The organism is Virgibacillus necropolis, assembly GCF_002224365.1.
Classification (GTDB): Bacteria; Bacillota; Bacilli; order Bacillales; family Amphibacillaceae; genus Virgibacillus_F; species Virgibacillus_F necropolis.
In genome coordinates, this window is record NZ_CP022437.1 from 2,555,825 (window position 1) to 2,572,395 (window position 16,571).

General features: G+C 36.8%; 18 protein-coding genes. All 18 read right to left on the reverse strand.

The genetic code is table 11. From position 1 onward, the window contains the following. Positions 1-402: 402 nt before the first annotated feature. Positions 403-2,481: a type I DNA topoisomerase gene (gene topA, locus CFK40_RS12315; protein ID WP_089532586.1), complete on the reverse strand. Its 2,079-nt coding sequence runs from the start codon at positions 2,479-2,481 to the stop codon at positions 403-405. Positions 2,482-2,601: 120 nt separating this feature from the next. Beyond that, a complete protein-coding gene (dprA, locus tag CFK40_RS12320; RefSeq protein WP_227001768.1) occupies positions 2,602-3,498 on the reverse strand; it encodes a DNA-processing protein DprA in 897 nt (298 codons plus the stop codon). A gap of 168 nt (positions 3,499-3,666) precedes the next feature. After that, positions 3,667-4,569, reverse strand: coding sequence for a succinate--CoA ligase subunit alpha (gene sucD, locus CFK40_RS12325; RefSeq protein ID WP_089532588.1), 903 nt, complete (start codon positions 4,567-4,569; stop codon positions 3,667-3,669). A 154-nt stretch (positions 4,570-4,723) separates the two neighbouring features. Continuing rightward, a complete protein-coding gene (gene sucC / locus CFK40_RS12330) occupies positions 4,724-5,884 on the reverse strand; it encodes an ADP-forming succinate--CoA ligase subunit beta (protein ID WP_089532589.1) in 1,161 nt (386 codons plus the stop codon). 176 nt (positions 5,885-6,060) lie between these two features. Continuing rightward, positions 6,061-6,336 (reverse strand): EscU/YscU/HrcU family type III secretion system export apparatus switch protein, encoded by a 276-nt coding sequence (locus CFK40_RS12335; RefSeq protein WP_089532590.1) that lies wholly within the window; start codon positions 6,334-6,336, stop codon positions 6,061-6,063. Continuing rightward, positions 6,333-8,162, reverse strand: a complete 1,830-nt coding sequence (locus tag CFK40_RS12340; RefSeq protein ID WP_089532591.1) for a hypothetical protein — start codon at positions 8,160-8,162, stop codon at positions 6,333-6,335. The genes CFK40_RS12335 and CFK40_RS12340 overlap by 4 nt, the downstream gene beginning before the upstream one ends. A gap of 14 nt (positions 8,163-8,176) precedes the next feature. Then, positions 8,177-8,950, reverse strand: coding sequence for a ribonuclease HII (locus tag CFK40_RS12345; protein WP_089532592.1), 774 nt, complete (start codon positions 8,948-8,950; stop codon positions 8,177-8,179). A gap of 85 nt (positions 8,951-9,035) precedes the next feature. Beyond that, the gene (ylqF, locus tag CFK40_RS12350; protein WP_089532593.1) at positions 9,036-9,881 is read right to left on the reverse strand and encodes a ribosome biogenesis GTPase YlqF; all 846 of its coding nucleotides are present in this window, start codon (positions 9,879-9,881) and stop codon (positions 9,036-9,038) included. A 17-nt stretch (positions 9,882-9,898) separates the two neighbouring features. Beyond that, a complete protein-coding gene (gene lepB, locus CFK40_RS12355) occupies positions 9,899-10,459 on the reverse strand; it encodes a signal peptidase I (RefSeq protein ID WP_089532594.1) in 561 nt (186 codons plus the stop codon). A 169-nt stretch (positions 10,460-10,628) separates the two neighbouring features. Next, a complete protein-coding gene (rplS, locus tag CFK40_RS12360; RefSeq protein ID WP_089532595.1) occupies positions 10,629-10,973 on the reverse strand; it encodes a 50S ribosomal protein L19 in 345 nt (114 codons plus the stop codon). A 311-nt stretch (positions 10,974-11,284) separates the two neighbouring features. Then, positions 11,285-12,022, reverse strand: a complete 738-nt coding sequence (gene trmD / locus CFK40_RS12365) for a tRNA (guanosine(37)-N1)-methyltransferase TrmD (RefSeq protein WP_089532596.1) — start codon at positions 12,020-12,022, stop codon at positions 11,285-11,287. Further along, a complete protein-coding gene (gene rimM / locus CFK40_RS12370; protein WP_089532597.1) occupies positions 12,022-12,537 on the reverse strand; it encodes a ribosome maturation factor RimM in 516 nt (171 codons plus the stop codon). The genes trmD and rimM overlap by 1 nt, the downstream gene beginning before the upstream one ends. A 12-nt stretch (positions 12,538-12,549) precedes the next feature. Then, on the reverse strand, positions 12,550-12,939 hold the full coding sequence (locus tag CFK40_RS12375) for a YlqD family protein (RefSeq protein WP_089532598.1): 390 nt from the start codon (positions 12,937-12,939) through the stop codon (positions 12,550-12,552). A 67-nt stretch (positions 12,940-13,006) separates the two neighbouring features. Continuing rightward, entirely contained in the window at positions 13,007-13,234 is a 228-nt protein-coding gene (locus CFK40_RS12380) for a KH domain-containing protein (RefSeq protein WP_089532599.1), read from the reverse strand. A gap of 14 nt (positions 13,235-13,248) precedes the next feature. Continuing rightward, complete coding sequence (rpsP, locus tag CFK40_RS12385; RefSeq protein ID WP_089532600.1) at positions 13,249-13,521, reverse strand: 30S ribosomal protein S16; 273 nt, start codon at positions 13,519-13,521, stop codon at positions 13,249-13,251. 266 nt (positions 13,522-13,787) lie between these two features. After that, positions 13,788-15,137, reverse strand: coding sequence for a signal recognition particle protein (gene ffh / locus CFK40_RS12390; RefSeq protein ID WP_089532601.1), 1,350 nt, complete (start codon positions 15,135-15,137; stop codon positions 13,788-13,790). A 13-nt stretch (positions 15,138-15,150) separates the two neighbouring features. Further along, complete coding sequence (locus CFK40_RS12395; RefSeq protein WP_089532602.1) at positions 15,151-15,480, reverse strand: putative DNA-binding protein; 330 nt, start codon at positions 15,478-15,480, stop codon at positions 15,151-15,153. Between the two features lie 88 nt (positions 15,481-15,568). Then, on the reverse strand, positions 15,569-16,567 hold the full coding sequence (gene ftsY / locus CFK40_RS12400; RefSeq protein ID WP_089532603.1) for a signal recognition particle-docking protein FtsY: 999 nt from the start codon (positions 16,565-16,567) through the stop codon (positions 15,569-15,571). Positions 16,568-16,571: the final 4 nt, after the last annotated feature.

The following is a 16,571-nucleotide window of genomic DNA, read 5'->3' on the forward strand; positions in this document are numbered from 1 at the left end:
TTTAGCGACGTATGGACTGCGCCCGTGCAACACGGGTGGTTCGATTTTGGCGCGCAAAGCGGCGGTCTTAATCGGACATTCTTCCACAGGAGATTAGATGAACTTGACTTATCGCCCACAAAGGCGAAAGTCAAAGAGAATCTTATGCTGTGATGAAGTGAAAAAGAAACATGCCCCTGCAACAGGGGTATGCCGACGCCTGAGCGCAAGCCCGCTTTTAGTCAGCCTTCCTTTTACTGCGAACCGATGTTAACTTATCGTACGGAGGTAAAGGAAGTCCACTAGTCGCTTTAGCGCTGGAGCTAGACAGATAAACGCCAAAACTTTTCGCCTTCATTAAGTAGAACAATAAAGAACTGTCCGCCTTGAACAGTTCTACATTATTTTGCCTTGTGTTCATTTTTAGTTTTGTGTCTTTTCTTTATAATCACAGTTTGTACATTGAATCTGTGTCTCTTTCTTACTTTTCTTCTCTACTAACAATGATTCACACTTCGGACATGGTCGTGAAATCGGCTTATCCCATGAAACAAAGTCACATTCTGGGAACCTGTCACATCCATAAAATGTACGTTTCTTTTTCGATTTTCTTTCAACTACATTTCCTTCTTTACATTTCGGACATTTCACACCAATTTCTTTAAGAATAGGCTTTGTATTTCTGCATTCAGGAAAATTGGAACAAGCAAGAAATTTTCCATAGCGACCCATTTTATATACCATTTCATGCCCACAATTTTCACAATCAATTCCAGCTGGCTCATCTTTAATTTCAATTTTTTCCATTTCTTTTTCCGCAACTTCTAGACGTTTGTTAAAGTCTACATAAAAACCATCTAGGATAGAAACCCAATTGTTTTTCCCGTCCTCAATGGAGTCCAGATCCCCTTCCATTTTCACAGTGAAGTCTACGTCAATTATTTCCGGGAAAAATTCCTGAAGTAATTCTATCACGATACTTCCTAGTTCAGTTGGAATAAACCGTTTATTATCAATGCTTACATATCCTCTACGCTGAATCGTATCAAGAGTTGGAGCGAATGTTGACGGTCGTCCAATACCTTGTTCTTCCATCGCTCTTACAAGTCTTGCTTCTGTAAATCTTGGAGGTGGCTGTGTGAAATGCTGATTTGGATCAATATCATTCGCCGTCACTTCCATACCTTCTTTTAAATCAGGCAAATACTTGTTTTCTTCTTTCTTGTTGTCGTCTGTTCCTTCAATGTAAACAGACATAAATCCTTTAAATTTAATTTTTGAACCCGTGGCACGGAACTCAACTCCATTATTCAATAAATGAACGGTCATTGTATCCATAACTGCTGGTGCCATTTGACTTGATACAAAACGTTCCCATATTAATTTATAAAGTTTAAATTGGTCTCTTGATAATATTGCTTTTAACGATTTCGGGTCACGTGTAACAGAAGTGGGTCTGATTGCCTCGTGGGCATCTTGAGCTCCCTCTTTCTGTTTAACAGATTTTGTTTGGCCTACGTATTCTTTACCGTGCTTTTCCACGATATATTCTTTCGCTTCTGATTTAGCGGTTTCAGATATACGTGTTGAGTCGGTACGCATATAGGTAATCAAACCAGTTATTCCACCAGCTTTTTTTCCTAAGTCAATTCCTTCGTATAACTGTTGGGCAACCATCATCGTCTTTTTAGCCCGGAAATTTAATTTTCGTGCCGCTTCTTGTTGGATTGAAGATGTAGTAAAGGGTACTGCAGGATTTCGTTTACGTTCTCTTTTATTTACCTTATCAACAGTAAAGTTTTTTCCTTCTATTTGTTCAAGTACTTTTTTTACATCATCTTCCGTTTTTAATTCTTTCTTTTTCTTATCGACTCCATAAAAAGAACCTTCAAAAGTGTCTTTGTCTTTTGTGAAATTTGTTTCAATAGACCAGTATTCTTCAGGAGTAAAGCTTTCAATTTCTTTTTCACGATCCATAATCATTTTAACTGCTACTGATTGAACACGACCTGCACTTAGTCCCTTTTTCACCTTTTTCCATAGCAAAGGACTAATATTATAACCTACCAATCGGTCTAAAATCCTTCGTGCTTGTTGAGCATTTACTAAGTCTGTGTTAATAGATCTAGGATGTTTAAACGATTCCTTTATAGCATCCTTTGTGATTTCATTAAAAACCACTCGACATTGAGAGGTCTCATCAATACCGAGACTATGTGCTAGATGCCACGCAATGGCCTCTCCTTCTCTGTCGGGGTCGGCCGCAAGGTATACTTTTTTAGCTTTTTTAGCTGCAGTTTTAAGCGATTTAAGCACATCGCCTTTTCCACGAATCGTTATATATTTTGGTTTAAATTCATCTTCTGTGTCAACACCCATTTGGCTTTTAGGTAAATCACGAACATGCCCCATGGAAGCTTTTACTTTATATTTTTTTCCTAAATATCGTTCAATCGTCTTTGCCTTAGCAGGCGACTCAACGATTACAAGATAATCTGACATTCATTCATCCTCCTAAAAATGAGGTCCTCAGTATTTAAGTTGAAATCTTCACTAATAGTAAATATATACTCCTTATTTGTCAAACATGCTATTTCCACTTTTTAAATTTTTGAAACAACTTTAGCTTTTATTAATCCAAATTTCTTTAGCCATATTCCAGTCTTCTAAGATGTCATCAGGCCTTATTACCAATTTGGCACCATCCTGTATCATTCGATTACAACCAATTGATTCAGGGATAGTCGGAGAGTCAGGAATAGCATAAACCTCTCTACCTTGATCTAATGCCTGATCAACTGTTATGAGTGTACCACTTTTTTCTTTTGCTTCAATAACTAATGTTCCAAAACTTAAACCACTTATAATGCGATTTCGTTCAGGGAAATGAAAACGCGCTGGTGGTTGGCTTGGTGGGTACTCTGATAATACTAATCCTTTATTGCTTAGTTGGTCAAACAATGTGACATTTTGTTTCGGATAAATATGATGAAAGCCACCCCCCAATACCGCAATGGTCTTCCCATTATTACCTAAGGCAAATTGATGAGCGTAACTATCTATTCCCATTGCCATGCCACTTACAATTACCCAATTTTCTTCAATAAGTTTTGGCAAAATAAGCTTCATTTTATTTAAGGCATTCCGTGATGGTGATCTTGTACCGATTACACTTAAAGCTGGTGTATTCTGCAACAATGACACATCACCACGTGTATATAATACTAGAGGTGAATCTTTAATTGTTTTTAACACAATTGGATATAACTCGTCAACTACTGTGAGGATGGTATAGCTATCGATATCTCTTTTTATATCTTTTTGAAGTGTACGGTTATGAAGATCTTGATGAAGCGATCTAGCATGTTGTAGAGGAATGAAAAATTGATGACTAATTTGGGATGAAGTCAGATTATAAATAGTAGAAAGCGTAGGATCAATGGCAAGCATTCGTTTAATAGACCGCCTTGTAATGCCTCTACACCGGTGCAGATGGATGATTCGATTACGTAATGACAACTAATCACTTCCTTTTTTTAGAAAAAACTCGCCATTCGCCTCGTCCTTAATAGCGAATGGCGAAGTTTTTCTTATACTGGCGTTTCCTTAAAACTTATATACTTTCCTTACGTGAAAATAAGGAACCCAATACTATTATTGAGTTCCTTGTCTAAAGCCTTTTGTTGCTTAATGTGTTTTACATTTATCTAGTAAATTATTTTCTTTTAATACACTGATCATAGTTTCACCCATAACGGCAGGTGTTTCGGCAACTTCAATTCCACATTCGTTCATTACCCGGATCTTTTCGTCCGCAGTACCTTTTCCGCCTGAAATGATTGCGCCAGCATGCCCCATACGTTTTCCTGGAGGTGCAGTTGCGCCACCGATGAATCCTACTACAGGTTTTTTCATATTGGCTTTTACCCATTCAGCCGCTTCTTCTTCAGCAGTACCACCGATTTCACCAATCATGATCACTGCTTCTGTTTCTGGATCATCATTGAATGCTGTTAATACATCGATAAAGTCAGTTCCATTAACAGGGTCTCCGCCAATTCCAACCGCAGTAGATTGACCATAACCTGCTTCAGATAATTGATGTACGGCTTCATATGTTAATGTTCCAGAACGAGAAACAACTCCGATATGACCTTTTTTATGAATATAACCAGGCATGATTCCAATTTTACATTCGTCAGGTGTGATTACACCAGGACAGTTCGGTCCAACCAAACGTGTTTTCTTACCTTCCATATAACGCTTCACTTTAACCATATCCAAAACTGGAATATGCTCTGTAATACAAATAGCAAGATCAAGTCCTGCATCTACTGCTTCGATAATAGCATCTGCAGCAAATGGAGCAGGAACGTAAATTACAGATGCATTAGCACCTGTTTGATCAACAGCGTCTTTTACTGTGTTAAATACAGGTACTCCTTCAACCTCTGTACCGCCTTTTTTAGGTGTTACACCGCCAACGATTTTTGTACCATATTCAAGCATTTGTTTGGTATGAAATCTAGCAGTACCACCAGTAATTCCTTGGACAATTACTTTTGTATCTTTATTAACATATACACTCATTTTCGTCCGTCCTTTCTACGCATTCTTTATACGTTTTCTCATTACAATCAGTTGGTTATTATCTAACTTCAACGACTAGTCTATTGGACTTCCTTTCTCATGTCTTCGATAAGTCAGTCTAGACAATACGCCGCTGAATAAGTCGTTTCCGCTTTTATTTAACCATTGAAACGATTTTTTCAGCGCCGTCAGCCATAGAGTCAGCTGAAGTAATATTTAGGCCTGATTCGTTTAATATTTTCTTACCTAAATCAACGTTTGTACCTTCTAAACGCACAACTAATGGAATTTCAAGACCAACTTGCTTTGTTGCCTCTACAACACCTTCAGCAATAACGTCACACTTCATGATTCCACCGAAAATATTAACAAAAATTCCTTTTACATTAGGATCGGACAAAATGATTTTAAATGCTTCTGTAACCTTTTCAGCAGTCGCACCGCCCCCAACATCAAGGAAGTTAGCGGGGTCGCCACCATAATGTTTAATGATATCCATTGTAGACATTGCAAGACCCGCACCATTAACCATACAACCAATATTTCCATCTAATGAAATATAGCTTAAATCATACTTAGATGCTTCGATTTCTTTCGCATCTTCTTCGTCTAAGTCACGGAACTCTTGAACATCCTTTTGACGGAAAAGTGCATTATCATCAAAGTTTAATTTCGCATCTAATGCTAGTACTTCCCCATCACCTGTTGTAACTAGAGGATTTATTTCTGCAATCGAGCAATCCTTTTCAACGAATGCTTGGTAAAGACCCATCATGAATTTAACCGCTTTCCCTATTAATTCATCAGGGATATTAATATTAAATGCTAGTCTACGAGCTTGATATCCTGAAAGACCTACTACGGGATCAATAACTTCCTTAAAGATTTTTTCAGGGGTTTCTTCAGCCACTTCTTCAATTTCTGTTCCGCCTTCTTCTGACGCCATCATAACAACAGCTGAAGTTGCACGATCAAGAACAAGTCCTACGTAATATTCCTTTTTAATGTCGCACCCTTCTTCAATAAGCAAGCGTTTAACTTCCTTACCTTCAGGACCAGTCTGATGCGTTACTAGTGTCTTACCTAAAATCTCATCAGCATATGTACGCACTTCTTCTAAGTTTTTCGCAATCTTCACTCCGCCAGCTTTACCACGACCACCAGCATGAATTTGTGCTTTAACAACAGTCACAGAAGACCCTAGTTTCTTAGCAGCTTCTACAGCTTCGTCCACTGTATATGCAACATGTCCAGTTGGAACATTTACACCATAGCTTCGCAAAATTTCTTTGCCTTGATACTCATGAATGTTCATCATTTATCCTCCCATCAAAATTCACTGCACCCTTATTGTATTAAAAAACAACAAATTTCACAAGGAATAAAGAAATAAAGAAAAGCGGAGGCGACTGTTCATTGCTTATGACGACGGCATCTGCGGGTCATAGCTAGATCAGAATAGGCGGAATTTGCTGTCGAAAAATAGTATAGCTATTTTATAGAACCTACTTCCTTGTCTGCACGGTAAACAAATGCAAATACCTCTGCAACTGCTTGATATAATTCGTCAGGAATGGTTTCATTTATATTTAATTCAGCCAAAAGTTCTACTAGTGTTGCATCCTCAATCATCGGAACATTATTTTGTTTAGCCTTTTCAATAATATTTTCTGCAATTATTCCTTTACCTGCAGCCGCTATCGTAGGTGCTTTGTCTTGCTTCTGATTGTATCTAAGTGCAGCTGCTTTCATTTGTTTACCGTTCATATCCGATAATCAACCCCTTGATAGGAATTATTTTCTATTTTTCTCGGCGCTGTTTCTTTTTCCATATCTACTTGTTTCAATGGTTTTACAGTAATTGTCGATAAATAAAAATCAAGTGCATGAAGGCCATCTTTTAAAACTCGTTTTAATTCATGCGAATGATCTAAAATTGGCATATTATCATTGAATACAGTAATAGCAACTGCTCGTTTCTGAATGTTCATATCAATAACAGTCTCTTTCAAATTGGTTAGATCTAAATAAAATAAAATTCGACAATACGCGGGGTCAATTTTTCCTGACTCTGTCTTTTTCCCTTCAAACTCAAGCTGTATATCTTTGTTTAATGCTAGCTTTTCTCCAGGTATCTGAATACTTGCTTGTAAAAGATTCGTTGATTCATTCACAGAATGTATGTGCATACCATTAATATAATGAATTAACTGCTGAGCTCGATCATTTATCTGGCCACCACTATGTTGTAATAGTTGTAATACCATAGATTTAATGGTAGCAGATTGTTGTTCAGGTAAATCATTTGCTACGTAAAATTCATGGGCTAAGCCAGTAGTCTGAAGCACTTGTTTTAACTGAAGTAAAAACTGGTCATGGGGTTTAGTGACCAATAAGTTGTCTGCATGGTTTGCACTTTTTCCTAATTGCTCTAGTTGTGCATATGTTTGCTTATTTGATAATGTCTTAAGCATTGTTTGTAGTTGATTTAATGAAGTCGGATTATTTTGTAAAAGGGTGTTGACCAACTGTTGTTGCCTATCAAATAAAAAAGGTAGTAGACTTTTTTCAATTTGTAATTTCAATTGTGAGAAATCCTCTGTAGCTAACGGAATTTGATGAATGCTGGCTGTATTAATTGCTGATGAAAACTGTTGTATGAGCACTTGAGCTTGTATCATTAAAATACCTTTATTTTCTGCTAGCTTACTCAATGTAGGTAACACTTCTGATGAAATCATTTCAAATGGCAATACTAGTGAAGTTAATTGTTGATTGGTTAACGTGATAGCTTGTACCGGGACATTTTCAAAGTTATTTTTAGCAAAACCTTGCCACTCCGTTTTCCAGGAAGAAAAATTCACACGTTTATCAACTAATTCGGTTGTTTTTGCTGCTTCTAAGAAATATATCTGGTTTGACCCTATCTCTGTTAAAATATGTTTAATTAATGCTGACTTATTTGAATGATTGTGCTCGGTTAGCGATGCCAAACGTTCGATTAAGGTTTGCTTTAAAGGTGTTTGATTCGCGTCCTGTTTTAACTGCAGCAATAACTTATTCAACTGGTCACTAAATTCACTCGTTGTTTTCGTATACAAGGCTTGAAAAATTGAATCTGTTACTGGTAATTTATGTATGATCATATCCTTGACTACCGATTGTGCTTGTGCTTTGTTTGCAGCACCCTCCAGTAATTGAAATGCTTTTATCAGTTGCTCTGTATCAAATGGAATCTTATCACGCATGAGTTGTTCCATAAGAGAGATAGCTGCCTTTGTTGCTTTCATACCTAATTCTTGTAGTAATTTTTGCATATTGTCAGTAGTGTTATCCTTTAACTGTTCACCAATAACCTTTAATTGTGTAACATCGGTATTTGTTTTCACTTGAAAATGATAGTTTTCACCTATTGATAGTGAGGCCTCTAATTGAGCAATCATTTTTTGTGAACCTATATGAATTTGTGCTTTATTATTTGGAAAAAGCTTCACAATTTTACCTTGAACGATTTGTCCAGGTTTTAGGAATGACTGTGCATGGTTTACCTGTGCACCGCTCAATCGTTTGGATACCACGTCTTGTATGCTCAACTGAGGCCCCCTCCTTATCCACTAAATGTGTTTTTTACTGGTGCAAATGATTTTCGATGAAATGGTGTACTACCATGCTGTTTTAGCGCATCCATATGATGCTTTGTGCCATACCCCATATTTGACTCAAAATCATAGAAAGGAAAATCCTTATGTATTTTTTTCATGATTGTGTCTCGTGTAACTTTAGCTAAAACACTTGCGGCGGCTATTGTAATGCTTTTTTGATCGCCTTTTGTAATAGATTCAGACGTACATGGAAGATGTTCTAATGGAACAGCATCGATTAAAACATGATCTGGACAAGGATCTAACTGACTTAAAGCATCACGCATTGCAATTTTTGTTGCTTCATAAATATTTACCTGGTCAATTTTTTGATTACTAACAATTGATATTCCAAAACTGATAGCCTGTTCTTTAATTAGTGTAAAAAACTCATTACGTTTATGCTCATTCAATAGTTTTGAATCATCTAACCCTAATAATTTAAAATTTCTCGGCAAAATAACTGCGGCAGCCACTACTGGACCAGCCAACGGACCTCTTCCTGCCTCGTCTATTCCAGCTATATATTCACACCCGTTTGTATAATTTTTATGTTCATATTGGCACATTTCTAAAAAATGCAGTTCTAGTTCTTTTTCTTTCTTCTGGCCCTGTTCATAAGCTTTCCATAGCTTTTGCACACCTTTTCTAGAATCCCGTTGTAAATCTGAGCAATCACTATCTGAGAGGTTATTTTCATCAATTATTTGTTTAATTTCAGCGATAGATTTATTCTTCATACGTCACCTTCTATATCGGTTTATTTTACGGTATTTGGTAGTGTGTAAAAAAATAAGGCATTCATCCTAAGATGCAATGCCACTTTTATTGTACGGACTCTAATGTAATAGCCCCTAGCCTACCTGAACGTAAATCCTGGATAACCACATCTGCAACTTTATCAAAATTAACTGAACCGCCACTTTCTAAACAGCCGCGTTTTTTTCCAATCGCTTCAAATATTTCCACTATATCATCTATACCATGATCGATTTCATAGCGTTCTTCAAGTAAGGTAGGGTAATATTCTTGAAAATACTTGATAACGAATACAGTTATATCTTGGAGGGATAATAATTGGTCCTTAATTGTACCTAATGCGGCCAATCGTAAACCCACTAACTCATCTTCAAACTTAGGCCATAAGATACCTGGTGTATCCAATAATTCAAAATCCTTTTTCACCTTAATCCATAGCTGCTGTTTTGTTATTCCTGGACGATCTCCGGTTTTTGCAGCTTTTTTATTTGCAAGTCGGTTTATTAACGTCGATTTTCCAACATTAGGAATTCCGACTATCATGGCTCTTGAAGCCCTTGGTCGAATTCCTTTTTTCATAAGCTTATCCATTTTTTCTTGACCAAGTGCCTTTGCATGATGGATAACCTTTTGAATATCACTCTTGTCATTTACATTAATTGCAATTGCCGTACTATTTTTTTCTTGAAAATAAGCAATCCACTTGTCTGTCTCACGCTTGTCTGCTAAGTCTTTTTTCATTAAAATTATCATTTTTGGTTTGCTTTGCAGCACTTGTTGGAGCATTGGATTTTGTGAGGAAAACGGAGCTCGTGCATCGACTAATTCCATAACAAAGTCCACGAGCTTTAATTTTTCCTCTACCTGTCGACGCGCTTTTGCCATATGTCCTGGGAACCATTGTATTGCCATATTATCACCCTTTTATTTTATACGTCTAAAATACGAAATCGATCTAGTGGCCAATAAATAAAGCTTGTTTTACCGACAATTGTGTCTTGTGGAATCAAGCCTAAGACGCGGCTATCTGCTGAATTATTTCGATTGTCCCCGAGCACTAGCACATATCCCTCAGGTATTGTTTCATAACCTCCAGGCAAATCTTCTAGTCGAAAATCATTTGTCAGTGTTTGGTTAGCCTGTTTATTATCCTTGATTTCTTGTAAAAAATTCTCTTTTACTTGTTTGTCATTAATATATAAAACATCATCCCTCACTGCCACATGCTCGCCAGGTAAACCAATTATTCGCTTTATAAAGTCTTGCTCTGGTGTAGCATGGAACACAATAATATCAAATCTTTCAGGTTCACTAACATTATAGATGAATTTGTTTACAATCATTTGATCATGATTATGTAAGGTTGGTTGCATCGAAGGTCCATCTACTACAATTGGAGCAAAAAAGAACATTCGAACGATAAAGGCCAATGCAAAAGCTATCAATAGCGCTTTAGCCCAATCGAACCATTCATTTTTCAGTTTAGTCATTTAGTTTTCCTCCGAAACAGTTGAGATATGTATTAGTAATGTGTGTTCAAAAAGTCGCCGAAGAGATTCGCCATTTATCATTTGGTGACCATTTTGAACCTCCTCTATAAGTGCTTTAAAGTAAAAAAGAGCCTGCATACAATGCCAAGCTCCTTTACTATCACTTTTATTAACGACGTTCTTTGATACGTGCTGCTTTTCCACGTAGATTACGTAGATAATAAAGCTTCGCACGACGAACGATACCGCGTCTTGAAACTTCAATTTTTTCAATTCTAGGTGAATGTACAGGGAATGTACGTTCAACACCAACGCCGTAAGAAATTTTTCTTACTGTAAATGTTTCGCTGATTCCTCCGTTTTGGCGTTTAATTACAACACCTTCATAGACTTGAATACGTTCGCGAGTCCCTTCGACAACTTTCACATGCACCTTAACAGTGTCACCAGGGCGGAAGTTGGGATGGTCTGCACGAATTTGTTCTTTTGTAATATCTGCAATTATTTTTTGCATTGTATTTCTCTCCTTCCAAACCAATGTTCATAACTCACTAGGGACAGCGGAACATCGTTTTATAAAGCTCAAGTATCCTACTTAAGCACAACAATAAATATACCATATAGGAATGTCAAGTTCAACTACTTTTAGAGGTTATTCAAAAAGTCATCAAATGATAAACGGCGAATTTCTTCGTTGCTCAGTTTTTCCGGTCCTCACGTATTAAAAGCATACGTTCCGGTCCTCAAAATCTTCACGCCTTGAACTTCTTGTTTCTAATTTGCCGACTTTTTGAACACGCTACTTTTAAAACAAAGATAGAATTACTATTCATCACTTTTGATTAAGGTATCAAGTAACTTATTATCTTCTTCTGATAATGTATGTGAATTAATCAATTCAGGTCGTCTTTCATATGTCCGTTTCAACGATTCTTTTCTTCTCCAGTTATAAATTTTGGCATGGTCCCCCGATAATAGGATATCTGGAACCTTCAGACCACGAAAATCAGCTGGTCTAGTATAATGGGGATACTCTAATAGTCCAGTTGTAAAAGAATCCTCAGGCGCGGATTCTTGATTACCTAATACATCCGGCAATAAACGGATTACACTATCGATGACAGCCATTGCACCAAGCTCACCGCCTGTAAGAACGTAATCTCCAATTGATATTTCATCGGTGACTAAATGTTTCCGAATACGTTCATCATACCCCTCATAATGACCACAAATGAATACTAAATTTTCTTCTTTTGCTAATTCCTCTGCTTTTTTTTGATTGTACGGCTCACCTTGCGGACACATAAGAATAACACGTGGTTTGGACGACTTTTCCTTGGTAATCGTTTCTACCGCATCAAAAATAGGCTGAGGAGTTAATACCATCCCAGCCCCTCCACCATAAGGGTAGTCATCTACTTTTTTATGTTTGTTGACGGAGTAATCACGAAAATTCACTAGATTGTAACTGAACTTATTTTTGTCCTGAGCCTTTTTTAAAATAGAGGAGTTAAATACTCCCTCTATCATTTCTGGGAATAGGGTTAATATGTCAATATGCATTAGTCAAGCAGTCCTTCCATTGGTTCAATGACTACCTTTTTTGCATCGATATCGATTGATTTTACGACATCCTCGATATAAGGAATTAACAAATCTTTTCCTTTAGGTTGTTTCACTACCCAGACGTCATTTGCTCCCGGTGATAAAATTTCCTTGATCGTTCCTAACATCTCTTCATTGATTGAATAAACGTTACAACCAATTATCTCATGATAGTAATATTCGTCTTCCTCTAAATCAGTTAATTGGCTTTCAGTAATTTTCAAATAAGATCCCTTGAAATGCTCGACATCATTTATATTGTTAAAACCTTTAAATGAAATCAGTTCAAACCCTTTATGTGTGCGATGACTATCTATTTCCAATTGGATCGGTTGTTTATTTTCCATTACCAGTAGCAATGTTTCACCAACCTCAAATCGATCGTCAAAGTCACTGATCCGATGTACCTTCACTTCACCTCGAATACCATGAGTGTTTATAATTTTACCTATATTAAACATTTTTTCATTCACTAAAATCACCTGCTATTCATCGATTCGGATAACAACATCATCTTTTATAACAATTGCTGATTCTACCATGATTTGATCCCAATGCGTTCCCACTTTAACTTCAACAAGAGCCTCAACTTCTTTTTCTGTAATTTCACTACCAAGTTCCAACATATCCAATTGCTCTAGTTTAAAGTCAACTAGTTTCATTTTTTCTTTGCGATTTTTAATTTCTTGCTGAAAACGCTGGTAAACCTCTTGCTTAGATACCCCTGATTTATTCTGTAATTTCCTTTGTTCAAATAACAATTGTTGACACTCTTGTTCAAGTCGCATTTTATGATTTGCGAAGTTTTGTCTTAACTCCTCTTTACTTTTTTCCGTTAACACTTGTTTAATCAATACTTTTTTCATTATTTTCATACATGATCACACCCTCTTCGACTAGGTAGAAGAATTAGTAAAAAGGGAAAGGTATGCCCTTTCCCTTTTACATGATATCCAAATATATACGTTTGTTTGCGTCCGTCTTAGCTGCATATACAACTGTCCGGATAGCTTTTGCAATACGTCCATTCTTGCCGATAATCTTTCCAACATCATCTTGATTAACAGTAAGGTGATAAATAATTTTTGTTTCTTCTTCTGTTTCTGTTACAACGATATCTTCTGGAAAATCAACAAGTGGTGTAACAATGGATTCAATTAGGGCTTTCATGATATCACACTACTTTACTTTTGATTTTTAGAGTCGTGGAATTTTTTCATGATGCCTTCTTTTGAGAAAAGATTGCGAACTGTATCACTTGGTTTTGCACCGTTTGTCATCCAGCTAAGTGCTTTGTCTTCATCAATCTTAACCTCAACCGGATTAACTACCGGGTTATATGTTCCAATTTGTTCGATTTGACGTCCGTCACGAGGAGAACGTGAATCAGCAACAACGATACGGTAAAATGGATTTCTTTTAGATCCCATACGTTTTAAACGAATTTTAACAGCCATTTTCTTGCACCTCCAATAATAATGTTTTACACAATTGTAGATTCTACCAGATATTTGTTTGTCTGTAAAGTGTTTTTACATTACAACAAAAAATAACTATGTTGGAATAAAAAATTTTGTTTTTCAGAAACAGCCCGCCCACAGTGTAAGCATCCATTGCCTAGTGCTCTTCAGGCCATCCCTGCGATAAGTCTAGCTTTTATTGTCTAGCGCCCAGCGCCTATCTATTTGTACACCGCTAAACGGACGCTTGCGCTTTTCTATCTTTACATGAAAGGAAACTTCATTCCTGCTCCTTTACCTTTTTTGCCTTTTTGCATGTTAGTCATTTGCTTCATCATCTTTTTCATTTCATCAAATTGCTTTAATAAACGATTGACTTGTGAAACAGATGTACCGGATCCAGCAGCAATTCGTTTTTTACGACTAGCATTCATAAGACTCGGTTCTTGCCTTTCTTGCTTCGTCATGGATTGAATAATAGCTTCTACATGTACCAGTTGTTTCTCGTCTAATTGCGCATTCTTTAAACCTTTCATTTTACCTGCTCCTGGAATCATAGCCATGAGATCATCTAGTGGTCCCATATTTTTCACTTGACCCATTTGTTCCAAAAAGTCATCAAATGTAAATGACATCGTTCGCATTTTTTCTTCTAAGGCTTTAGCTTGCTTTTCATCAACATTCGTTTGAGCTTTCTCAATTAACGTTAAGACATCGCCCATACCGAGAATTCGAGAAGCCATGCGCTCTGGATGAAATGCTTCCAGCTCGTCTAGCTTTTCACCCATCCCTGCAAATTTAATTGGCTTATCTGTGACTGCCTTAATAGATAGGGCTGCACCGCCACGTGTATCGCCGTCAAGTTTCGTTAGAACGACACCAGTAATATCAAGTTGCTCGTTAAAGCTCTCTGCTACATTTACAGCATCCTGACCAGTCATTGAATCAACTACTAAGAAGATTTCATCTGGATTCACACTAGCTTTTATATCCTGTAGCTCATCCATTAATTCATTATCAACATGCAAACGACCTGCTGTATCAATAATGACATAATCATTATGTTCCGCTTTTGCCTGTTCAATGGCCTTCTTAGCAATATCAACTGGTTTCGCCTCAGTTCCCATCGAAAAGACAGGCATAGTCAATTGGTCTCCAAGTGTTTCGAGTTGCTTAATAGCTGCTGGACGATAAATATCGCAAGCAACTAACAGCGGAGAACGATTATGTTTTTTTCTGAGCAAATTTGCTAGTTTACCGGTTGTGGTTGTTTTACCCGCACCCTGCAAGCCAACCATCATAATGACAGTTGGTGATTTATCTGCTACAGCTATTTTGCTTTGTTCTCCACCCATTAGTATAGACAGTTCGTCTTTTACAACTTTTATAACTTGCTGTCCAGGTGTTAAGCTTTCCATTACCTCTTGACCAGTTGCACGCTCTTTTATTCGACTTATTAGCTCCTTTACAACTTTAAAGTTTACATCAGCTTCTAGAAGTGCAAGTCGGACTTCTCTTGTCATTTCTTTTACATCTTGTTCAGATACTTTACCCTTACCGGTTATCTTTTTAATTGTACTTTGTAAACGGTCGGAAAGTCCTTCAAATGCCATAGAAGGTGTCCCCCTAATCTATTTCTTTTAATTTAATAAACATACTTTTTGTTTCATTTGTTATTGTATTTTCTGCAATATCTCGTTCAATTTGATCTAAAAGTTTCATGCGAGATTTAAATTTATCATATAAATAAAGTTTGTTCTCATATGATTCAAGCATCAATTCTGTGCGTTTAATATTATCATACACAGCTTGTCTAGAAACCTTGGACAGTTCGGAAATTTCACCAAGCGAATAATCCTCTAAATAATACATTTCCATGTAATTACGTTGTTTAGGTGTTAGTAATGCTTGGTAAAAATCAAACAAATAATTAATGCGTGTCGTTTTTTCTAGCATTCCAAACACCCCTCGTTAAGTGAAAGTCCTTTACAATATAATAACGAATATAGTTTTTACCTGTCAACTAAGAAAAGTGAAGCTGCAACTAGTACTCGTTATCATCTTCAAGCATATCAGCAAATAAACCAAATACAAAGGCTTGTGCGTTAAACTTTTGTAGGTCTGTGATTTCTTCCCCAAGTCCAACATATTTTACTGGGATATGTAACTCATTACGAATTGCCAAGACTATCCCACCTTTTGCTGTCCCATCAAGCTTCGTTAATACGATTCCTGAAACATTTGTTGCTTCTAAGAATGTCTTAGCTTGACTCATTGCATTTTGACCAGTTGTTGCATCTAAGACTAGCAATACCTCATGTGGCGCATTTGGGACCTCTCGCTCTATGACACGCTTCACCTTTGACAGTTCGTTCATTAAATTTACTTTATTTTGCAAACGCCCTGCTGTATCGCAAATTAACACATCTGCATTACGCGTTTTTGCGGCTTTAATTCCGTCAAAAATAACAGCAGCTGGGTCACTACCAGCGCCTTGTTTAATAATATCCACGCCTGCACGTTCTCCCCAGACTTCAAGTTGTTCGATAGCTCCTGCTCGAAACGTATCTCCAGCTGCTAATACCACTTTTTTTCCGTCAGATTTTAGCTGATGTGCTAACTTTCCAATAGAGGTTGTTTTTCCTACACCGTTCACGCCAACAACTAACATGACCGTTAATTCATTTTGTTGAAAATTTAATTCTTCTATACTTTCGTCATCATCACCATAATATATTTCCACTAACTTTTCGGAAATAACATCTTTAACATCTTTTGTATCTTTAATATTACGTCGCTTCACTTCCATTTTTAATTCATCAATTAAGTCCATAACCGTCATAACACCAACGTCGGCAGTTATCAAAACCTCTTCTAGTTCTTCAAAGAAGTCCTCGTCCACTTTTCGATATTTGGCGATTAAATCATTGATTTTGCCTGAGAAGGAGTTTCTCGTTTTGGTCATACCTTCTTTATATTTAGTAGAAATTTCTTCTTCATCATTTTGCTTAAATTTGTTTTTTAATTTATCCATAAAACCCATCAAA